At 54.2% G+C, this 20,563-nt stretch carries 18 protein-coding genes; 6 read left to right on the forward strand and 12 right to left on the reverse strand.

Annotation, left to right across the window (positions count from 1 at the left end; translation table 11 throughout):
- Positions 1-30: 30 nt before the first annotated feature.
- On the reverse strand, positions 31-492 hold the full coding sequence (locus DFP90_RS10820) for a MarR family winged helix-turn-helix transcriptional regulator (RefSeq protein ID WP_115936530.1): 462 nt from the start codon (positions 490-492) through the stop codon (positions 31-33).
- A 167-nt stretch (positions 493-659) separates the two neighbouring features.
- Here DFP90_RS10820 and DFP90_RS10825 point away from each other — a divergent pair, with 167 nt between their 5' ends.
- Together DFP90_RS10825 and DFP90_RS10830 are read left to right on the forward strand one after the other, a co-directional pair.
- Complete coding sequence (locus DFP90_RS10825; protein WP_218044639.1) at positions 660-1,265, forward strand: nitroreductase family protein; 606 nt, start codon at positions 660-662, stop codon at positions 1,263-1,265.
- 17 nt (positions 1,266-1,282) lie between these two features.
- On the forward strand, positions 1,283-2,203 hold the full coding sequence (locus DFP90_RS10830) for a DMT family transporter (RefSeq protein WP_218044640.1): 921 nt from the start codon (positions 1,283-1,285) through the stop codon (positions 2,201-2,203).
- 122 nt (positions 2,204-2,325) lie between these two features.
- Here DFP90_RS10830 and DFP90_RS10835 read toward each other — a convergent pair whose 3' ends face one another.
- Entirely contained in the window at positions 2,326-2,844 is a 519-nt protein-coding gene (locus tag DFP90_RS10835; RefSeq protein WP_115936469.1) for a PAS domain-containing protein, read from the reverse strand.
- A 173-nt stretch (positions 2,845-3,017) separates the two neighbouring features.
- Here DFP90_RS10835 and DFP90_RS10840 point away from each other — a divergent pair, with 173 nt between their 5' ends.
- A complete protein-coding gene (locus DFP90_RS10840) occupies positions 3,018-3,875 on the forward strand; it encodes a sterol desaturase family protein (RefSeq protein ID WP_115936470.1) in 858 nt (285 codons plus the stop codon).
- On the opposite strand, the gene DFP90_RS10845 is transcribed toward DFP90_RS10840, so the two are convergent.
- The 6 genes from DFP90_RS10845 to DFP90_RS10865 form a co-directional block, all read right to left on the reverse strand.
- The gene (locus DFP90_RS10845; protein ID WP_115936471.1) at positions 3,845-4,744 is read right to left on the reverse strand and encodes a c-type cytochrome; all 900 of its coding nucleotides are present in this window, start codon (positions 4,742-4,744) and stop codon (positions 3,845-3,847) included. The two genes, DFP90_RS10840 and DFP90_RS10845, sit on opposite strands and share 31 nt — an antisense overlap.
- A 10-nt stretch (positions 4,745-4,754) precedes the next feature.
- Positions 4,755-5,297 (reverse strand): c-type cytochrome, encoded by a 543-nt coding sequence (locus DFP90_RS10850; protein ID WP_115936472.1) that lies wholly within the window; start codon positions 5,295-5,297, stop codon positions 4,755-4,757.
- 114 nt (positions 5,298-5,411) lie between these two features.
- Complete coding sequence (locus DFP90_RS22840; RefSeq protein ID WP_181905298.1) at positions 5,412-5,552, reverse strand: hypothetical protein; 141 nt, start codon at positions 5,550-5,552, stop codon at positions 5,412-5,414.
- Between the two features lie 43 nt (positions 5,553-5,595).
- Positions 5,596-5,964, reverse strand: a complete 369-nt coding sequence (locus DFP90_RS10855) for a helix-turn-helix domain-containing protein (protein WP_218044641.1) — start codon at positions 5,962-5,964, stop codon at positions 5,596-5,598.
- Between the two features lie 41 nt (positions 5,965-6,005).
- Positions 6,006-7,757 (reverse strand): N-acetylglutaminylglutamine synthetase, encoded by a 1,752-nt coding sequence (ngg, locus tag DFP90_RS10860; RefSeq protein ID WP_218044642.1) that lies wholly within the window; start codon positions 7,755-7,757, stop codon positions 6,006-6,008.
- Positions 7,758-7,782: 25 nt separating this feature from the next.
- On the reverse strand, positions 7,783-9,558 hold the full coding sequence (locus DFP90_RS10865) for an N-acetylglutaminylglutamine amidotransferase (protein ID WP_115936474.1): 1,776 nt from the start codon (positions 9,556-9,558) through the stop codon (positions 7,783-7,785).
- A 332-nt stretch (positions 9,559-9,890) separates the two neighbouring features.
- On the opposite strand from DFP90_RS10865, the gene DFP90_RS10870 reads away from it, so the two are divergent.
- Positions 9,891-10,409 carry a MarR family winged helix-turn-helix transcriptional regulator gene (locus tag DFP90_RS10870; protein ID WP_115936475.1) on the forward strand — a complete coding sequence of 173 codons (519 nt, stop codon included), beginning with the start codon at positions 9,891-9,893 and terminating at the stop codon, positions 10,407-10,409.
- Between the two features lie 75 nt (positions 10,410-10,484).
- A complete protein-coding gene (locus DFP90_RS10875) occupies positions 10,485-10,973 on the forward strand; it encodes a chemotaxis protein CheW (RefSeq protein ID WP_115936476.1) in 489 nt (162 codons plus the stop codon).
- 70 nt (positions 10,974-11,043) lie between these two features.
- Here the strand turns inward: DFP90_RS10875 and DFP90_RS10880 are convergent, their stop codons facing one another.
- Positions 11,044-12,174: an osmoprotectant NAGGN system M42 family peptidase gene (locus DFP90_RS10880; RefSeq protein WP_115936477.1), complete on the reverse strand. Its 1,131-nt coding sequence runs from the start codon at positions 12,172-12,174 to the stop codon at positions 11,044-11,046.
- Between the two features lie 348 nt (positions 12,175-12,522).
- Between DFP90_RS10880 and DFP90_RS10885 the strand changes: the two genes are divergently transcribed.
- A complete protein-coding gene (locus DFP90_RS10885) occupies positions 12,523-14,277 on the forward strand; it encodes a response regulator transcription factor (protein ID WP_181905299.1) in 1,755 nt (584 codons plus the stop codon).
- 18 nt (positions 14,278-14,295) lie between these two features.
- On the opposite strand, the gene DFP90_RS10890 is transcribed toward DFP90_RS10885, so the two are convergent.
- From DFP90_RS10890 to DFP90_RS10900, 3 genes are read right to left on the reverse strand one after another with little or no spacing between them, the layout of a single operon-like run.
- Complete coding sequence (locus DFP90_RS10890) at positions 14,296-16,038, reverse strand: response regulator transcription factor (protein WP_181905300.1); 1,743 nt, start codon at positions 16,036-16,038, stop codon at positions 14,296-14,298.
- Between the two features lie 22 nt (positions 16,039-16,060).
- On the reverse strand, positions 16,061-17,254 hold the full coding sequence (locus DFP90_RS10895; protein ID WP_115936480.1) for an EAL domain-containing response regulator: 1,194 nt from the start codon (positions 17,252-17,254) through the stop codon (positions 16,061-16,063).
- Positions 17,251-20,457: a PAS domain-containing protein gene (locus tag DFP90_RS10900; RefSeq protein WP_147300991.1), complete on the reverse strand. Its 3,207-nt coding sequence runs from the start codon at positions 20,455-20,457 to the stop codon at positions 17,251-17,253. Before DFP90_RS10900 ends, DFP90_RS10895 begins: the two co-directional genes overlap by 4 nt.
- Between the last annotated feature and the right edge of the window lie 106 nt (positions 20,458-20,563).

The following is a 20,563-nucleotide window of genomic DNA, read 5'->3' on the forward strand; positions in this document are numbered from 1 at the left end:
CTACAGCCAACACCGGCTGATATTGGCCCTTCATCCGGCTTTGGCTAACAGTCTGCATAACAAAGCCTGCTCTTCTTCACTCAGTGCCGCGAGCATGGATGCTTCGCGCGCGGTATGGGTGACCACCAGTTCATCGGCAAGTGTTTGGCCTTCCGCAGTCAGGGTGATTTTAAGGGCCCGTCGGTCGCCGGGATCACTTTGCCGCTGAACCAGCCCACGTTTTTCCAACCGGTCCAACCGGTTGGTCATGGCGGATGTGGACAGCATCATGTCTTTGGCCAGAACTGAAGGGGAGAGAGCTGCGCCTTTTCCGTTGCGGCGCAGAGTGAGCAGGACATCCATGCCCGGAAAGTCCAGATCATATTGTTTCAAGTTGTCCATGACGCCCGCTCTTAACCGGTCGGCCGCGCGCCAAACCTGTCCGCATATGGCCATAGGGGTCGGGTCGATATCGGGTCGTTCCCGTTTCCATTGTGCCATAATGGATCGCATTTCCGCACCCTGAAATTTATCTTCTTGATTTTCCATCATTTTTTCCAAAGAAGTTTTATTTCGATAAAATATTATTTGACGTCGGAATATCTAACGTCAATATATATCTCATCAAACAACACACCGATGGAATATATCGGATCAAAGGGAAAGTGAAGGAAGAAATTATGACCATGCAGAGAAAACCAAGTTACCCGATTGACCCGCTCTTCATCGAGCGCTGGTCGCCGCGGGCCTTTGATGCCAAGCCAATGCCGGACGAAGATTTGTTCACCATGCTGGAGGCCGCGCGCTGGGCCCCATCAGCCTTCAACATCCAGCCGTGGCGTTTTCTCTACGCGATCCGGGGTGATCAAAACTGGGACCGTATGCTCTGTCAGTTGGATGAGTTTAATACCAGCTGGGCCTGTGATGCCTCCGCGCTGGTCATGGTCATATCGGACAGCATCATGCCGGGTGATGAAACAATGAATCGGCCGGATATGCCATCGCGATACCATTCCCTGGATTCAGGTACGGCCTGGGCGCATTTCGCCTTGCAGGCCACCCGTATGGACTATCATGTCCATGCCATTGCCGGGATCGATTTCGAACAGGCCCATCGTGAATTCAAGATCCCGGAACGGTTCCGCATCGAAATCGCCATTGCCATCGGCCGCCGGACCGATCCGTCGAAGCTGCCGGATATGCTGCAGGAACGTGAAATTCCAAGTAATCGCAAACCCTTGAATGAAATAGCCTTTGCGGGATCCTTCCCGGATGGCGCATACTGACCGTCGGGAGTAAGAAAATGTCTGCTGTATCGGAAAGCACCATGAAAAGCCCAGCCGGCCTGATCGGCAGCCCCTCTGTCTTGTTGTTAGTCACCGGCACATTGATCGGTTTCAACTTTCCGCTGGGCAAAATTGCCGGTGAGGCAGCGGTTTCGCCCTTCCTTTGGGCGATGCTGCTGTCTGTCGGCGCCTCCGCCCTTTTGCTCCCTTTTCTGTTTTTCAAAGGCCATCTGAACCTGCCGCGCGGTCGGTTGATCCGCTATATCGTCTTTTCGGCGCTGATATCATTCGTGCTGCCCAATGTGCTGCTCTTTGCTGTTATCCCCCATGTGGGGGCAGGTTATGCCGGGTTGATGTTTGCACTTTCTCCGGTTTTTACCCTGACCATGGCGGCAATGTTCCGTATGCGTACACCCAATCACATTGGATTGCTTGGCATTGCGCTTGGATTGATCGGCGCGGCGGTGGTCAGCATCACTCGTGGTGCTGCACCGGAGGCACCACCCCTGGTCTGGCTGCTGGCGGCTCTGGCGGTTCCGTTTAGCCTGGCCTGCGGCAATATCTATCGCAGCCTGGATTGGCCGGAGGGCGCGCTGCCGGATGTTCTGGCCTTCTGGAGCCATGCTTTCGCGGTGGTGCTTTTCGTTGGTCTTCTTTTCTTCCTGGAAGGTGAGATCCCGGTTACCCAACTTGAAACGGTGCCTTGGGCGGCGCTGGCCCAGATGATCGGCGCCGGCCTGACTTTCCCGGTATTTTTCCGCCTGCAACAGCGGGGCGGTCCGGTCCTGCTGAGCCAGATCGGCTATGTGGCTGCCGCCGTGGGGCTTGGCGCCGGTACAATCTTGATGGGGGAAAGCTACAGCCTGACCACTTGGATCGGCGCGGCCGTCATCGGTGTGGGGATTGCCGTCACAATTCTGGCACAACGTAAGGCCTGATCAAGCAGCTATAACCCTGTTTTGTCATCGTTCGGTTCCGTCGACAAGCCTGCCCCGGGTAGAAGATCTTTCCGGGGCAGGCATTTTCACTGGCAGATCTAATCCTGAAACATCGCTCCCTGTCAGCCGGTTCGCCGGTCTCCCGCCGCTGCATATCCAAAAATCATCACGATTTTCCCCTTTCGATCGACAAGGGGCAGTAACAGCACCTCATAGGGAATCAAATGGCCTTTCTGCCGGTGCGGCAATGTTTCGACCCGCAGCCAGTATCGGCCATCCCTGATCGCGTCATATTGCTGCCAGAGATTATGATACAGGGATCTATCGGGCAGCATTTCACTCAGACGCATTCCCGTACATTCCCCATCAATCTCAACGATATCGGTGCCGACCAGGCGATACCGGTAATCCGTGGGGGTCTCATCAAGGATATCGGCCAGAAAGACATGCCCGAGAAGGGAGGTGATCTCTAAAGGGTCAATGTCACTCCGCTCGGGAAAGCGAGAGCCCTTACGCTTGGATTGCCAGTAATTATAGAAGGATCTTATTCGTTCACGGCCGGGTAGATTCAGAAGAACCTGGATCTCCTCGGCATGCCGATCAGCCTGGTCATCGCTGGTATGTGGTGCAGAATAGGTCATTACATTAGTATGTCACAACATACTATTCGTGTGCTATTTTTCTCTAATGTGAGCCCACGATTTTTTCCCAATGTAGATTAAGAAGGTTCCTTTCTTCTTGCCCTACTTGCTTTTGTTTAGGACAGATGGTGGACTATAGGTGGCAGATGTGGGTATGACAGGAGACTGAGACAGTGTTGGCCTGGCTTCCCGGCTTTGTTGCGTCCACTATTGATACAGTCTTGCTTGCGCTGGAGGCTTTGATCTATCCGGCTGTGGGCTTTTTGTTGCTGGCCTTGCTGGTTAAGCGCGGCAACGCGATCCGGGAAATTGCCAAAGCCATCCCGGAAACCGGGATCAATCTGGGGCTTGTCATTTTTAATGCGATCCTGGTAACCCCGGTTATTGCCGGGATCGCGATTCTGTTTTCCGAACTATTTGATGCGCAGGGTTATCGGGTCATCGATCCCGGGGTTTGGCGTGAGCTGCCATTTGTCCTGACCTTGTTCCTTGCTATTTTTATAGGGGATTTCACCGGCTATTGGCGTCATCGGCTGGAACATTGCCGATGGCTCTGGCCCGCCCATGCGGTGCATCATTCTGATACGGAAATGACCTGGCTGACCCTGGAAAGGTTTCATCCTCTCAACCGCCTCACGACCTACATGATCGATAGTGCGGTTTTATTATGGCTGGGCTTTCCACCGGAAGCGTTGTTGGCTAATAACCTGGTGCGGCATTATTACGGATATCTGATTCATGCGGATCTGCCCTGGCGCTATGGCTTCTTTGATCGGATATTTGTCTCGCCGACAATGCATCGCTGGCACCATGCGGATGATCCACGAGCGTTCAATACTAATTATGCCACAGTTTTTTCCCTATTTGATCGGGCCTTTGGCACCTATCGGGTGCCCGGCCCCTGTGATGCGCCGTTGGGCGTGAGCGCGGATATGGGTCAGGGCATAGCGGGCCAACTGGCCTATCCGCTAAGGTTGAAACCCTATCGGAGCCAAGCTTCTCAGTTTTCGTCCGGGGGTGAGAAAATATAAGCGGCGATCGCTTCAAGATCCTCTGGGGTCCAGAAACGGGTACCGGCTTGCACAACTTCGGTCATGGCCCCGCCAAAGGCATCCCCATCCGGCAGGATTCCCGTTTTCAACGCATATGCCAGATCTCTCTCGGTCCAGCCGGCCTTTTCAAGGGCGACCCTAGTGATGGCGGGGACCTTCTTACCTTCCGGTGCCAGACCGCCCTGGTATTGTTCATCGGTCTTTCGGGCACCAAAAAGATTGCGGGGCGTGTGACAGGCCCCGCAATGGCCGGTTGCCTCCGCGAGATAGCGGCCACGAAGCCATTTGGCATCCCGGTCGGGTAAATCAGGCTGCTTTCCCTGTTTCAAGAATAACCTTTGCCAGGCACCCAGCGGCAGGCGCAGATTGAAAGGAAAGTTTAGATCATGTTCCGGTGGGCCTCCTGCGACTGCGGGAACCGATTTGACGGCGGCCCACAAGTCAACGATATCCTGATCTTCGAGCCGGGTATAAAAGGCATAGGGGAAAGAAGGATAATATGCATGGCCTTGCGGGGATTTGCCGCCCGTCAGGGCGCGCGTGAAATCGTCAAGATCCCATGTGCCGATGCCGTCACTTTCATGGGGGGTGATATTGGGTGGATAAAAGCTGCCGAATTCCGTGACGATTGGCGCGCCACCAGCCAGAACCTTGCCACCGGCCTTGATGTTGGTATGGCAGGCGATACAGCCGGTCAGGCGGGCGATATAGGCGCCTCTTCCTACGTCTCCTTCAAGGCCCGTGAGGTCCCGATCAACGATGGCCGGTCCCTGAAACAGCCAGAATGTGAAAAAGCCGCCGGCGGTAACAATGATTGCAGCCAGCAGGAAGAGGCGACGCCGGGTCATTGTGGCGGTGCTACTCCTTTTTCTTACGGAACTGTTTATGGCAGGAGCCGCAAACCTTGCCCAGCGCCATGAAGGCGCTGTCCGGTGCCATGCCGGCCAGTTCTGCCGGGGTCGGGGCTGCTGGTGCGGCAGACATCATATCGCCGCCCATGCTGCTTTCCGCCATGGATCGGTCGTTCCCGGCAGCCTTGGCGAGGGCGTCTGCGTGGCTGGCCAGATCGGCGGCCAGTCTAGAAAAACCCTGCCAGTCTTCCCAAATTGCAGGCAGGGCGGCGGTGGGATGCTGGGTGCTGCCCTCGGGGAAAAGCCTGGTCAGATTGTCGCCACCGTGGCCGGCAATGGTCTTGGCGGCCATCCGGACCTTGTCGGCGTCATAGGTTATCTCACCAGTGATCATGGCTTTGAGCGCTTTCATGCTTTTGCCGACGTCTTCCATGGCTTCCATGCGCTCTTTCACCACACCGGTCGCGCCTTCATGGGCCTGAACGGCCAGGCCGCTGACGAGCATGGTGACGGTAAGGAGCGGTGCGGCAATTCGGGAAAAGCTGATCATGATCGATTCCTCAATAATCTGAATAATCTGAATAATCTGCCGATTCCATAGCAGAATGCGTCAGCATTGGATATTCACAAAATCGGGATATTGATGGTGCCGGTACAAGGCTGATCAGATGGTGAGCATCGCCAATGCGACTGACGCCGCGCCAAAGACGATAGCGGCAGAAGCCGCCACCGTCATGACATGCGTGCGCCAGCTGCGTTTCCGGCTAAAGATCCGTTTCGGCTGTTTTCTCTTAAACTCGCTCATGGTCCTATTCTTGGAATGCGTTTGATGATGGGGCTGGGCCGGATCAGTTAACGCTTACTTCTTCCGCCCAGTCATGCTGCATGCGGGCGACATCGGATTCCAGCTCAAAAAGAATTTGCGACAGGCGTTGTTGCAGCGCGAGCGCCAGTTCCAGTTTTTTGGCAATTCGAACCGATCCGGGCAATTGCTCTTCATAGCTGGGCAGTTCCTCGCCGCCTTCCAGCAACCATTGAACGGAAACGCCCAGCACGCCGGCGACCATGGCCATTTTGTTGGCGCGCGGTTCGCTGCGGTCAGACTCCCAGTTTTTCAGGGTGGTCGGTTTAACGGCGATCCGGCGGGACAGTTGCGTGACATTCAAGCCCTTGGCAAGGCGGGCCTGTTCGATGCGGGCACCCATTGTATCTGACATATTATTCTCCTTGTTCTTTTTCATGGTTTCTGTTGGGTGAGTCAGGAAACGGCACGGCTTTGCGGGAATAGAAGATCCACAAAACGTTCCGCTGTTGGCTGAGGTTCGTGATTGGCGAGGCCGGGTCGTTCATTAGCCTCTATGATGTGGTAACCGGGGCCGGTGATGGACGGGACCATAAGGTCAAGCCCGACCACCGGGATATCCAGGGCCTGTGCCGCTTTGACCGCGGCGGAGACCAAGGCCGGATGCAGGTGATCGGTCACATCATGGATCGTGCCGCCGGTATGCAGATTAGCAGTTTTACGGACGGATAGCTCGGTACCTTCGGGCAGGACATCCTGTAACTGATATCCCGCAGTTTCAACACAACGCTGTGTCTCCTCGTCGGCCGGGATCGTGCTTTCGCCGTCGGTGGCCGCGGCGCGGCGGCGGCTCTGTTTGGCGATCAGATCGGTAATGTTATGAACGCCGTCGCCCTGGATGCGTGCGGGGCGCCGAACTGCACCTGCCACGACGCGGTTATCAATGACGATGATGCGCAAATCCTCGCCTTCAACCATTTCTTCGACCAAAACCTTTTCGCAATATTGCCCGGCTTTGGTGATGGCGTCTTCCAGATCGACCGGGTCTCGGATATCGACAAAAATACCCCGGCCCTGTTCTCCGCGTGCGGGTTTTACAACCACCCGGCGATGTTCCTGCAGGAAGTGGCTGGCATTTTCCGGGTCGGTCACGGTGATTTGCGCCGGGGTTCGAAGTCCGGCGGCATTCAGCAGGCGGTGTGTGACGGCCTTATCGTCGCACCGGCTCATGGCCACTGCGCTTGTCAATTCAGACAGGGATTCCCGACAGGCAATAGAACGTCCGCCCAGATTGAGTGTGAAAAGACCGCCCTCCGCATCATCCAGCGTGACCTGGATGCCGCGGCGGCGGGCTTCATCGACAATGATCCGCGCATAGATGTTCAGCTGTTCTTCCGGGCTGGGGCCAATGAACAGCTTTTCATTGATCGGGTTTTTCTTCTTCAGGCAATAGACCGGTACCCGCTCGAAACCCAGCTTTTCATAAAGCGCGATCGCGTGGACATTGTCATGCATCACCGAGAGATCCATGAAAGCGCGGCCCTGGACGGCGAAGCGGGCGGCAAGCCCGCTGACCAGCAATTCTCCTATGCCGGGTTGGCTTGCTTGCGGGTCGACCGCAAGTGACCAGAGGCTGGCACCGTTATCCGGATCGTTAAAGGCGGCCCGGTGATCGATGCCGGTCACCACACCGACAATTTCACCGTTTTCCGTCGACTCTGCCACCAGGAAAATGAAGGTGGGGTCTATGGATTTTTCCGCGAAATAGCCAGGGCGAACCGGCACCATGTTGCGGGTGCGGTAAATCCGATTTACGGCATCTTCATCGGCGTCTGGATCCAACAGGCGCAGACGTACCATATCGTGGGGTGGCTCTTCCCGCATGTCGGGGGCCAGGGCCAGGCGGTAAGTGTGCGACGGGTCGAGGAACATTTCCTGCGGCGCGTGCGACATCACCACATGGGGGTCGCGGATGTAAAGCGCCACATCCCTTTTGCCGGTTTCTTCTGCCTGCAGGGCCGAGGCCAGCATTTCGGCTGTGGCAAATGTCTGGCCGAAGATAAGTCGGCCCCAGCCGCAATCGACCACACATTCCGCGCCGATGCTGTCGGGCAGATTCTGTTCGTCAATTTTCCCCCAATGGCGCAGCGATGCCATTTTTTCAAAATCAAAGGGGTCTTTTTCTGGTGTTTCCTGGGTCATAACCATTTTCCATATCCTTCCCGATGTCGGTTCAGGCGGCGTGGGTTTGAAGCCAGCATTCCAGCAGGGCGACCTGCCACAATTTCGACCCTCTGAGTGGCGTGATATGGTCCTTCGGGGATTGCAGCAGGCGGTCGACGTAGGCTTGGTTGAAAATCCCTCGTTCACGGGCCTGGTTGGAATTCACCGCGTCGCGGACATAATCCAGATAGGACCCTTCCAGATATTTCAGCGCCGGCACGGGGAAATACCCTTTGGGCCGGTCGATCACCTCATGGGGGATCACTTTGCGTGCGGCTTCCTTGAGGATGTATTTACCATCCCCTTTGATCTTCAAATCACTCGGGATGCGCGCGGCCAGTTCAACCACTTCATGATCCAGGAAGGGAACGCGCGCCTCCAGGCCCCAGGCCATGGTCATATTGTCAACGCGCTTTACCGGGTCATCAACCAGCATCACCGTTGTGTCCAGTCGCAGGGCCTTGGCGACGGGGTCATCGGCGCCCTGGTCGGCAAACCGGCTGGCAACAAAATCGGATGCCTGGTCGCCGCAATGGAATTTTTCGCTGATCGCGTCACAATATTCCGCGTAATCCCGGTCCATGAAGGCTTTGCAATAATCGTTGGCGGGGTGCTGGCTGTTGACCAGCGGCGGATACCAGTGATAACCGCCGAAAACTTCATCGGCCCCCTGGCCGCTTTGCACCACCTTGATTTCCTTAGAGATCACTTCGGACAGAAGGTAAAAGGCGATATTGTCATGGCTGACCATCGGCTCGGACTGGGCCTCGAACACTTCCGGCAGCCGGTCAAGCAGATTGCGGGAATCGACAAAGATTTTATGGTGTTTGGTACCGAAATGCTTGGCCACCAAATCGGAGTAGTAAAACTCGTTGCCGTCCTCGCCATTCACATCTTCAAAGCCGATGGAAAAGGTATTCAGCCCCTTCTGGCCCTGTTCTGCCAGCAGGCCGGTGATCAGGCTGGAATCCAGCCCGCCCGACAGCAGGACTCCGACCGGCACATCGCCGGTCAGGCGCCGGCTTACTGAACGGCGCAGAACGCTCAGCAACTGATCTTCCCATTCGTCCTGAAGCTGTGGCTTTGCGATGCCATCGCCGTTGAAATCTGTTTGCCAATAGAGTGTGTCTGTCCGGAAGCCGTCAGCATCGAATTCGGCGACGGTGGCTGGCGGCAGTTTTTTTACGCCATTCAGTATCGTGTGGGGGGCCGGGACGACCGCATGGAAGGACATATAATAATTCAGGCCCACCGGATCGATGCTGGTATCAATGCCGCCTGCGGCCAAAAGCGCAGGCAGGGAGGAGGCAAAGGCCAACCGTTCAGGCGTGTGCGAGATATAGAGCGGCTTGATGCCGAGCCTGTCACGGGCCAGCATCACCTTGCCACTGTCGCGCTCAGTGACGGCAAAGGCGAACATGCCGTTGAAATGCTGGACACAATCGCGGCCCCAGGCGTGATAAGCCTTGGCGATTACTTCCGTGTCGCCGGTGGAGAAGAAGCGATAGCCCATCCCCTCCAACTGCTGGCGCAATTCCGCATGATTATAGATGCAGCCGTTGAACACAACGCTTAAGCCAAGTTCCGGATCAATCATCGGCTGCTGGGCCCGATCACTCAGATCGACAATCTTCAGGCGGCGGTGACCCAGCCCGATACGCCCTTGAACCGATATGCCGTTGCCATCGGGCCCCCGCCGGGCCAGCCGCCGGGTCATTTCCGCGAGCTGGGCGTGATTAGGATCGTTAGAGGTCGAAAAGGATATGATACCGGCAATGCCGCACATGTCTAAGGGCTCTCCTTGCAGAGCTGTGATGAATAGGATCGGTGATTGACATCAGCAGACGAACGATCAGGCGCATCCGCACCGGACTCAGGCCTTGGGGAGGCTTGCTTCCAAAAGATGGAACCGAAAAGTCCCCCCGCCGAAAACATTTTGCTTTCGAAGATAAATACCATTAGTTGGCTGATAATATGTGCCTGGGCGCCGTTGATGTTTCGGCGTAAACTTACAGGTCGAAAGTTTTGATGTCAAATCGATGACTAATAAAAACTACCGTGGAAGGATTCCCTTGAAGGCGGTAGGGCTTGAGATGGCAAAAAAGGGATAATCAGGGTATGGCACTGAGTTACTGGCAGGAAGTTCTTGTTAATCTTAGGAAAATTATCAGGGCAACAGATCTGCATTCCAAAAGACTGACCAAGGAATGCGGTTTGACGATCCCACAAATCATGGTGTTACGTGCAATTGAAGAACTTGGGAATGTTACAGTTCGAAGAATTTCGGATGAAGTTTCCTTGAGCCAGGCCACGGTTACGACCATTCTAAACCGGCTGGAACAGCGGGCTCTGATCGGCCGGGTGCGTAGTGAATCGGACAAGCGCGTGGTGCATGCGAAACTTACCGATGCCGGTCGGTCGATCCTTCAGGAAGCCCCGCCGTTACTCCATGAAACCTTCATCGAGCGCTTCGATGCCCTGGAAGATTGGGAAAAGACCCAGACCCTGGCGGTGTTACAGCGGGTGGCATTCATGATGGACGCGGAAAACCTGGATGCGGCTCCGTTGCTGGATGTGCCCGCGGTCTCGGGCACGGGTATCGCTGAAGAGGGAGAGGAAGCGGTTTTGAACCCATAAAATCATTGAATGTGATAAGGCACGCTTGTTAGGGTCTGCCCGACGCCATGGAAACCAAACAGCAAGAGAGGTCCCATGACATCGTTGGAGATGAAAAACGGCCACGCGCAATCCAAGCAGGAATATGTCTGCTTTACAGTGGATCAGCAGCTGATGGGGCTCCCTATCAGGCAGGTAGAAGACATTTTTATCGCTGATCACCCGACATGGGTGCCGCGTGCGCGCCCTGACGTGATGGGTGTGGTAAGTCTGCGCGGCCAAATCGTGACGGTGATTGACCTGGCCACCCGTTTGGCGATGAAGGCGGACGAACAGGATAACGATCCTGACCAGGATCATCAGAATATCATTTTGGTGACACATCAAAATGAAACGTTCGGGTTGCGTGTCGACGAGATTGATGGGGTCCGCTACGCTGCCAAGAACTCTTTGGAAAAAATTCCGGATACCATGGGGCTGGGATGGGAGAAATACGCCAAAGGGGTGCATCAGCTGGATGGAGAGCTGTTGGTGATTCTGAAAGTTGAACCGCTAATCGCCGATGGTGGCCAGGAAAAAGCCTGACGTTGTGAAGTGATAATTTCACAGATCGTCAGGCCAATCCCTCAGAAATAGCCAGCGAGGCGTTTCTTGATCACGGGTCCTCAGCCGATGGGTTATTCTCGCTCGGGAAATCGCTTAGCGGGCCAAGGGCTTCTTTATCCCGCCGGAACAGGGCCGGGCTGAGCATGTAGTGATACAGCAGTTGGGCAAGGGATATGAGTGAATCCATATGGACGCGTTCATGTCCGTGTGATGCGTCCAGTCCAAAACAGACCAGCGCGGTTCGGATGTCATTGCCGGCCTCCAGTGCAGCGGCGGCATCGGACCGGTAATAGTTGAACACATCCCGGCTGTGATCGATCTCATTTTCCTGGCACAGGCCGATCAGATGCCGGGTGAGGTGCCAGTCGAACGGGCCTGACATATCCATCATGGAGAGAGTGACGCCATATTCCGCGGTATTCTGTTCCGGTGCGAAGGTTCCATTGTCGACTGAGACCAGTTCCGCGACATCCCCATGAAGGATGTGGGAGGCTCCGGCCCCGACTTCTTCGGTGATGGTGAACAGGATATGGCAGTCAAGCGGCAGCTCCTTGCCGCTGGCCAGCAACGCCTTTGTTGCGGCCAGTATGGCGGCGGCACCGGCTTTGTCATCCAGATGACGCGCCGAGACGAAGCCCGTTTCGGTGAATTCCGGCCTGGAATCGACAGAGATATGGTCCCCGACATTCACGCCGAGTGCTCGCGTTTCCTCGGCGCTGGATGTGCGTTCGTCCAGGCGTAATTCCACGCCGTCCCAACGGGTCGGCTGGCTGTCCACTTCTTTGTTATAAACATGACCGGATGCTTTGAGTGGCAGGATGGTGCCCCGTAAAACCCGGCCATCGTCGCAATGAACGGTGCAGCGCGCGCCCTCGGCAAAACGTGAGGACCAATGACCGATCGGCACAATGCGCAATCGGCCGTTTGGGCGGATCCATTTGACCATCGCCCCCAAAGTGTCGAGATGGGCAACGATCGCACGGTCCGGCGAATTTTGTCGTCCGGATAGATTGCCACGGATAGCGCCGCGCCGGGTCAATTCATACTCAATGCCCAATTCTTCCAATTCGTGACAGACTCGTGTCGTGATGGCATCTGTCATGCCGGATGGGCTCGGAATTGTCAGTAATTCCTCCAGAATGGTGCCCAGATATTTCCGATCGATCGGTGAGTCCTGCATGCATTCCTCCTTTGATCTTGCCCTCATACACTGTGTGTTCAGACCGCCTGTTGCAACCCGTGCAGTTGATATTTTTTTTGATAATGGGTTGTGATGTTGTGGTTTTTCTGGCGTCTCGCTGCAACGTTCTTTGAGAAATCGGGACTGTCGGCGACCTTAAGGGTTCTTTTACAAAACTCGGGTATGAATCAACCGTGGGCATATAAAGTTTTTTCGACTTTTTTGCGGAATGGCGTGAGGTTCAAAGAGGCATTCCCCTGGGGAAGGGATTAGGGATCGGGTTGGCTGCAGCGTGCATTCATGGACAACTCAAGATCTGGAGCGGTGTCTTCGCCGCTAAGGAGAGCCATGCCAAATGCATCATTGAATAGTGTCATTGAGGAAGATCGGGACAATCGGATCCTTGTGGTGGATGACGAGGAGATGATCCGGGATATGCTGGCGGCTATTCTGGAATCCGAAGGCTATGTAGTCTTTTGCGCCCAAAACGGCGAACAAGCCCTGCATTTGATCCAATCAGAACATCCCAGTCTGGTGATTTGTGATGTGCGTATGCCAAAGATGGATGGCACGGCCTTTGTGCAGCAATTGCGCGAAAATCATCCGGATCTCTCTTATATCCCTGTTATCTTTCTGTCTGGCGGCACCGATGAGAATGCCATCAGTAGCGGGTTGAAGAACGGTGCGGATGACTATTTGACCAAACCGGTGGATGCCAGTCATCTATTGATTAAGGTCGAAGCCATCCTGCGCCAGATCACCCGGATGAAACGCAAGAAACGCGTTGATGAGGTCAAGCTCTATAAAGCGTTGGTGGTCAAGGGAAAGGCGGCCTCTGAACAGGCGGTTTCGCTCTCGGCTGCGGGGGAAATGGATCCTGACAAACTCGCACCGGCCTTTCGTGAAAAACTCTCTGAAATGTGTCAATCAGAAGGGAAAGAAAGCTGTAGTGCAGTCCAGCTGTTTTCGCTCAGCGAATATGAAGACATCTTTGGTGAGGAATGGGAAAAATATGCCAAGAAAGCGATGGCGATCGCGGAACAGACAATCCGCCATCACTTGCGGGCCGGTGATGAATATAGTCCCAATGGTGAAAATGGCTTTCTGTTGTTGTTTCCCAAACTGGATGAACAAGCCTGCAAAGCGCGGATCGATATGATTGCTGACGAGATTCGGGTCAATCTTCTGGGCGAAGAAGCCCGGGTCTATCGGTCAATGTCGTTGGATGCCACCACCGTTGCCCTGGAGGATTTTTGTGATTCCCAAGGCAATATGACGGCGGAATCGCTCAACCGAGCCTTTGGTGGACGCATGGGCCATGCCGTGCGTGAGCGCGCGCCAGACCCGTCTCTTAGCATTACCGAACGGGTCCTTTCCCAAATTGAGGTGCGTTTTCAACCGGTTTGGGAGGCGACCAGCCAAAAAGTTTTTGCCTATGAATGCCTGCCCTATCGCCGGACGGTTTATGGCGTATTCACCGGCGCAGAGGTTCTTCACGGCGGTGAAGGGGATCCTTTGACCGTTGAATTGGACATTCACATGGCCAAGGCGGCTGCCAAGGCGATTGAAGGAACCAGTGAAGGCGAATATGGCGCACAGGTCTTTCTGCCCTTGCATTTTACAACCCTATTCGGCGCCGGCCGGGAGTGCCTGGAGGAAATACTGGGGCCTGTCAAAGGGCGGTCCCGAGAGTTATTGTATTTTGAAGTTATCAGTGTTCCCAGCGCGACCAGCCCGGTCCGGGTATGGGACGCCATGCGCTTCCTGAAAGAGTTTTCCAAGAGCATCTCAGTGGAATTGCCTGTCCTGGACCGGAATGTGCCGGTATTTTCATCGGCCGGTGCCATGGCGTTGAAACTCTCTCTCAAGGGCTTGTCCAACCAGGCGGAAATGGGACAGTTCACCGCTGACCTGAAACGGCATGTGGACGAGATCGGGAAGCAAAAGATGCTCACTTTCCTGAGCGAGGTGGATACCATCAACAGTTTCAAAGCATCTCTGGCGGCGGGCAGCGGCTATGTCAGCGGGCGGGTTGTTGGGCCGATCTCAGAGCGAGCCCGGCAGAGTTTTTCCCTGCCGGAGAAAAAAATACTATTTGGATAACGGTTCCCTGAAAGGCGGTTATCCAAACAGGATCTTGCGCCTGGGAAGTGTGAAGGATTGGCGGACCTTTTCGGTCACTGGCCCAACCACCCGGCCATTGATCCAAATCGCACCGGAGGCATCGGCGGCCTTGAATAAATTAATTGTATCAACGTCATAAAAATACGGGAACAGCTTCTGCTTGTCGATTTCCGTGACCATTTTCTTCAGATCATGGGTAAAGCGCCCAAGTTCCACATGGTCCGACCGATCCGAGACACAAACTTTGAGGGCTTTTGCACCCGCCGCCTGGAAAACCGGAACATTGCGATCCAGTATGGGCAGTTCAATAGCGATCTGTTCACCATACTCCTTCAGGAAACGCATGGCATCCCAGATCCGGTTTTGTGTCGTGGCACTGGGAATGCTGGACAGTTCATAGATGATGAAATCGTTGGATTTCCCTTTGAGGGGGGCCAGTATTTTTTGAAGGGAGGCGCGGCCGCGACCAAATAAGGTGCAGAAATGCAGAGGCAGGCAGACGGAGGGTGTATATTCACCTGATTTGTTCTGCAACACATTATCGACAGCCGATTGCGCCAGGGTCAAATCGAGATCCAGCGTCAGGGGATCGCCTTCGCGACCATGCAGCACATCGGGTCCTTTGAACATGCCATAGGCGGTTTTCCGGTAAGGCACACATTGATAGGCGAAAATTTCCTCATTCATTGAGTTCCAAACCGGTACAAACCGGACATCGATCTGAGACATGACACGATCGCTGACTGATAAACCGGCGTCAGTTGGATAGGGGGCAGGGGCCTGGGCCGAAATGCCGCCAAAAGCTGTTTCCAGGCCGTCTTGGGTGATTTTGCCGTTCGCATCACAGATATCCGTGACCGGTACATTGGTGGTCTCAATGGATAATGTTCGATAGACCCGGGCTTCTTCGCCCAGCAGATTGACCCGAATCTCGTCGGCGATCATCTGGACCCGCGCCTTGCTGGCGGCCTCGTCCAATTTGGGAAACAGCAACAGAAACCCGTTCTCGCCATTGGCGGAAAACTGATCACCACTACCAAGGTGATGCTTGATGGTCGTCTCGGCGATGCTCATGGCTTTGGTGGCATATTTGTTCCATTCCTCACCAAATATATTTTCATATTCGCACAGGCTGAACAGTTGCACGGAACCGCAGCTTTTTCCGTCATTTTCCGCATGCATCTTGGCCAGGCATTCCTGGAAGGCGGGCGGGATGTTGGCAGGATCCATCGTACCGGTCTGGGACAATGGTGCTTGTTCCGAATCCCTCGATTTTCCCTTGAGCACCAGTGCGCGATACAGCTTCACTTCGTCGGAACGTTTCTTGCGTTTCATACGGTCAATCTGGCGAAGGGCGGCATTCACCCGGCTGGCCAGAATGTCGGGATTAATCGGCTTGGTCAGATAATCATCCGCACCGGTTTTCAAACCCTTGGTTATATCCGGATCATCCGATGCACCCGAGAGCAGGAGAATGGGAATATAGGAGAGGTCCGGGTGATTGTCCCGCAATTCCCGAACAAACTCATGGCCGTTCATATTGGGCATATTCACATCACAAATAATCAGGTCCGGGGAACCGGAGTTGATCATGAATATGCCTTCACGACCGTCTTTGGCCGTTTCCACAATATACCCTTCCTGCGACAGGATTTCGGACAATGTATCCAGCACCAATTCTTCATCATCAATGACCAGGATGGTGCTTTCGGTATCTTCCTCGAAGGTCGAGATTTCCATGCTCCTCTCCGCCTCATTCAATTCACGTGGGGTAACTGGCCCGGGCCAGGATTTCATCACCGTAGGACCATTCCTGTGCCAGCCTGAAAAACTGGTCTGCCGGCAACGGGGGGCTGATGAAAAATCCTTGGACCTTGTCGCATCCCATGGCATCGACCATCAGCATAACTTCCTCGGTCTCGACACCTTCAATGCAGACAGATAGTTCCAGGTTTTGCGCCAATTCTATGATCGAGCGTACAATGATCTGGGATTCCCGGTCGGTTTTCAGATTTTCCACAAAGGACCTGTCTACCTTCAATTCATTGAAGGGCATGCGATATAATTGTTTCAGGGACGAATAGCCGGTGCCGAAATCATCAATACTCAGTCCGAACGATTTGAGGCGGAACCGGGTCAAGATATCCATCACCTTGGACGAATCCTCCATCGCCGTGCTCTCGGTCACTTCAAGTATCAACCGATCACCGGCAATATCGTGACATTTCAGCATGCCATCAATTATGTCGGGCAATGCCAGGGAATGAAAAATGGTCGGGGAAAGATTGACGGCCATTTGGATATCCAGCCCGGCACGCTCCCAGTCTTTCAACTGGCCAAGCGCGTTTTCCAGAACGAATTCCGTAATATCCATCATGACCGGGTGGGTTTCGATGACCGGGAAAAACGCGTTGGGCATAATGGTTCCCTGGGTTGGATGATACCATCTCAACAAGGCTTCGCAGCCTTGGATGGTCCAGGTTCCATATGGTGTGCGTGCTATTTTCGGTTGGTAATGATTGACGAACTGGCCCTTTTCAAGGCCCGCTTTAACCGTTGCCTCGCAAATCTCAAACCCGGTGGCATCCTTGCCTGAGATTAAATTCTCCAGCTTTTTCAGCGCGATCGGTTTCTGCACCCAGCCAATCATCGGCAGGCCCAGATCCTCGCCCAGCCGGCATGCGGTATCCAGGATCCTGGTATCAACACCGCTCACCAGCAGGATTTGGTATTTTACATGTTGTTGAGCCAGATGGCGCAGCAATTCAACCCCATCCACATCCGGCATCTGCAGGTCAATCACCACAATGTTTGGATCAAATTCTTCACAAATTTCCATGAACCGATCCGCATCACAGGACTGGCGGGTTTCGAAGCCGGCCATTTCCGCCGCATCACAAATGAACTGGCGGACATCCGCTTCGTCGTCTATGCAGACCAGGCGCTTTCCGTTCATTGGCTTTTCCAGCTGGGGCTGGCTTTCTCATGATCCAGGCTCTGTCGGACCTTTTCACTCAGCTTGGCAATATTATAGGGTTTCATCAGCCAGTTGGCCTCGATCGCTTCGTCCATGACTTCCTGCTGTGATTTATTGGAATAGCCAGAAACGAAAAGGAAGCTGACATCCGCATCAAGCAGACGGATTTCATTGGCCATTTCAATACCGGTCAGGCCGTTAGGCATGACAACGTCGGTAACAACCAATTGAAAATCCTGTTCTTTTCGGAAGGCTTCGATGCCCTGATAACCATCCTCCGCGACAATCACCTGATATCCAAGGTCGGTGAGCATGGCCAGGCCGAGTTCTCTTACATCGGGGTCATCCTCCACCAGCAGGATCTTTTCATGTCCTCCCTTGATATCCGATAATTCCGGTGATTTCGGCTCAGTTTCCTCAATGCTTGGAGAGACCATCGGGAAATACATTCGGATGGTTGATCCCATGCCTTCTTCACTGTAAATCACCAGATGCCCGCCGGATTGTTTGACAAAGCCATAGACCATGGAGAGGCCTAGCCCGGTGCCTTTGCCGGTTTCCTTGGTGGTGAAAAAGGGCTCCAGGATACGTTTTTTCACTGAATCTGACATGCCGCAGCCATCATCAGTGACGGTGATGACACTGTACCAGCCGATTTGAACTTCATCATGTTGGGCGGCATATAGCTGGTCCAGATACTCTCTTTGGGTTTCGATCAACAGATTGCCGCCTGCCTTCATGGCGTCGCGGGCGTTGACGCATAGGTTTAAAATAGCGTTGCCAAGCTGGTTTTCATCAAGATTTGCCTGACCTGGATCTTCGCATAACTCGATTTTTACGGAGATATCCTCGCCCAGGGTCCGGATCAGCATCGGTTCCAGATCGGTGATCACATCATTGAGATCCAGCATTGAGGTTTCCAGGACCTGTTTGCGGGAGAAGGCCAGAAGACGACCTGTCAGGTCTGATCCTCGTTCGGCGGCCTTCAGGGCGGTATCGATCCATTTCTGCTGCTTCTGATCACCCGGATTAACCCGGCGCAGTAATTCAAGATTGCCCAGGATTACTGTCAACAGATTGTTGAAATCATGGGCAACACCGCCGGTTAATTGTCCAATCGCCTCCATCTTGGAAGAATGGCGCAGCCTTTCTTCCGCACGGCGCCTCTCGGTCAGGTCGGAAAAGATCTGGCAGATGCCATAGGCTTTGCCGTTCAAATCCAGCAGGGGGAATTTATAGACTTGGAAATAGCGTTGGACCCCTTGCAAGACCAATCCAATCTCCAGGTTCCGGTCTTCCGCTTTGCGCATTACGTCCTGATCATGCTTGGCGAGTGTTTCCGCGATGGTCGTGTTCAGCAATTCCCGATCTGTTTTTCCGTTAATATTCTTGCGGCCTTCCAGGAACTGTTCCCGATAGCTTCTATTGACAAAGATATAGCGCCCTTCCTCATCTCGAACCGCGATCGGGGTGGGGGCGTTATTCAGGATCGCGCGTTGCCGGGTTTCGCTCTCGAAAAAGGCGTGCTCGGCCTGTTTCTGTTCGGTCAGATCCGTTGCCGCGCCGCGGTAACCGCAAAATTTTCCATTATTGTCGAAGGTCGGCTTTCCGCTGATGGAAAGATGGTGAAGGTTCCCATTTGTATCCCTCAACTGATATTCAAAATCCTTGAAGGGTTTACGGGCCTGGATTGCCTGATGATTTTCCACGAAATGGGGAGGAAGCTCCTCCAGCCTGGCCACTTCAAACCGTGTTTTTCCACGCCAGGCTTCCTCAGGATAACCGAGAAACTCCTTTTGTTTATCCGAGACAAAGATAAAGCGGTCGTTTTCGTCGGTTTCCCAGTACCAGTCGGATGTTGCTTCCACCACGTCCCGGAAGCGGTTCTCGCTCTCATGAAGCGCTTCTTCCGCCCGTTTGCGTTCCAAGACGGCCCCCAGTTGACTGATCACCGCGGAAACAAGCTTGGCGTTCCTTTGATTACCATGCCGTTTGGCAACGCTGAAGAATACCAGGACCGCCTGGATCTGACCGTTGGGTGATGGGATGGGAACGGCAAATCCGGATTTCAAGCCGGCTTTTTCCGCCGCGGCATGCAGTTGTGATGAGCCTCTCCAGGGAGACTGGCTCCTGCGGTGCCACCAGACTGGTTTGCCGCTGTTCCAGGCCTGGCCGGGCAGACCGGACCCTTTTTCAAAGCCGTGGATGCGGATGGCTGTGAAGAAATCCTGCAATTTTGTTCTGGGGCGGCCATACCAGGATTGGCAGCGCACCAGCCGGTCTTCATCATCTTCCCTCAGCCAGGCTTCCCCGTAATTCCAGCCGCATTCACAACAAATGACCTCTAGGGCGCTTAACATGGCGCTTTCCAGGTCCTCGGCTTCTGAAAACATTCGGATAATTTTGAGCAGCAGGGCGTTTTCCTGCTGGATGCGGACCATTTCGGTGACATCCCGGGTTATGCCGATCAGCTGCTGTGTCTCGCCATATTCATCTTTGATGGGGGCGATGGTGCTGGCAAACCAGGCGGTCTTGTTTCGGCCACGGGATTGTTTTTCAACATGCTCGGCGGCTGTTTTTCCGGTTGCCAGCACGCTGCACTCATTTTTTTGGCGCGATTGCATGCTTCTGTTGCCCTGCAGCTCCGCCGCGGTCTTGCCGATGGCTTGGGCGGGATCATCTATGCCCAGGATTTCCGCTTCGACTTTGTTCAGTTCAAGATAGTGCAGGTCTTTATCCTTGCGATAAACGGCATGCGGCAGGTTTTCCATGATCTGTGAAAAGGTGAACTGCTCGGTAATGTCGGTCTGACGGACGTTATGCGGGCGGCAGTTATTTTCGATCAGCGGCTTTATCTTCTCCGCTGTCAGCGGTTTGGTGACAAAACAGTCAACCAGTCCGGTCTTAACCGCTTGCCTGGCTGCGGGAATTCCCTGGTCATCGGAAAGCAGGATCCAGACGGCATCACTGCGTTTCTGCAAATCAATCAGTGCTTCATCCTGATAAAGGTTGGCGATATCCAACCCGTATAAGATCACCGAAATGTCGGGATGCTCGCGTCCGAGATTGAGAGCTTCTTCTGAAGAGCCCGCAGAAATGACATCAAACTCATCCTGGAAAGTTTCCGTCAGGATGGGGGGTATGTTGGGCTCATCACCGCACAATAGAATTGTGGAATGCACTTTCTCATCTCCCAAAGAGATTCTTCGAATGAATCCGTCTCTACGGGCTGTCTTGCAAATATAGATAGAAAATCACTCAGCCAACTTCACGGTATAACAAATTAGT

Origin of the sequence: Aestuariispira insulae (assembly GCF_003385955.1) — a bacterium.
Classification (GTDB): Bacteria; Pseudomonadota; Alphaproteobacteria; order UBA8366; family Aestuariispiraceae; genus Aestuariispira; species Aestuariispira insulae.

Excerpts from the sequence above, each read along its gene's own strand:
- DFP90_RS10870 (WP_115936475.1), top strand. The coding sequence starts at position 9,891 with ATGGCACTGAGTTACTGGCAGGAAGTTCTTGTTAATCTTAGGAAAATT.
- DFP90_RS10830 (WP_218044640.1), top strand. The coding sequence starts at position 1,283 with ATGTCTGCTGTATCGGAAAGCACCATGAAAAGCCCAGCCGGCCTGATC.
- DFP90_RS10850 (WP_115936472.1), bottom strand. The coding sequence starts at position 5,297 with ATGATCAGCTTTTCCCGAATTGCCGCACCGCTCCTTACCGTCACCATG.
- DFP90_RS10855 (WP_218044641.1), bottom strand. The coding sequence starts at position 5,964 with ATGTCAGATACAATGGGTGCCCGCATCGAACAGGCCCGCCTTGCCAAG.
- ngg (WP_218044642.1), bottom strand. The coding sequence starts at position 7,757 with ATGGTTATGACCCAGGAAACACCAGAAAAAGACCCCTTTGATTTTGAA.
- DFP90_RS10865 (WP_115936474.1), bottom strand. The coding sequence starts at position 9,558 with ATGTGCGGCATTGCCGGTATCATATCCTTTTCGACCTCTAACGATCCT.
- DFP90_RS10835 (WP_115936469.1), bottom strand. The coding sequence starts at position 2,844 with ATGACCTATTCTGCACCACATACCAGCGATGACCAGGCTGATCGGCAT.
- DFP90_RS10825 (WP_218044639.1), top strand. The coding sequence starts at position 660 with ATGACCATGCAGAGAAAACCAAGTTACCCGATTGACCCGCTCTTCATC.
- DFP90_RS10845 (WP_115936471.1), bottom strand. The coding sequence starts at position 4,744 with ATGACCCGGCGTCGCCTCTTCCTGCTGGCTGCAATCATTGTTACCGCC.
- DFP90_RS10890 (WP_181905300.1), bottom strand. The coding sequence starts at position 16,038 with ATGGAAATCTCGACCTTCGAGGAAGATACCGAAAGCACCATCCTGGTC.
- DFP90_RS22840 (WP_181905298.1), bottom strand. The coding sequence starts at position 5,552 with ATGAGCGAGTTTAAGAGAAAACAGCCGAAACGGATCTTTAGCCGGAAA.
- DFP90_RS10820 (WP_115936530.1), bottom strand. The coding sequence starts at position 492 with ATGCGATCCATTATGGCACAATGGAAACGGGAACGACCCGATATCGAC.
- DFP90_RS10875 (WP_115936476.1), top strand. The coding sequence starts at position 10,485 with ATGACATCGTTGGAGATGAAAAACGGCCACGCGCAATCCAAGCAGGAA.
- DFP90_RS10885 (WP_181905299.1), top strand. The coding sequence starts at position 12,523 with ATGCCAAATGCATCATTGAATAGTGTCATTGAGGAAGATCGGGACAAT.
- DFP90_RS10895 (WP_115936480.1), bottom strand. The coding sequence starts at position 17,254 with ATGAACGGAAAGCGCCTGGTCTGCATAGACGACGAAGCGGATGTCCGC.
- DFP90_RS10880 (WP_115936477.1), bottom strand. The coding sequence starts at position 12,174 with ATGCAGGACTCACCGATCGATCGGAAATATCTGGGCACCATTCTGGAG.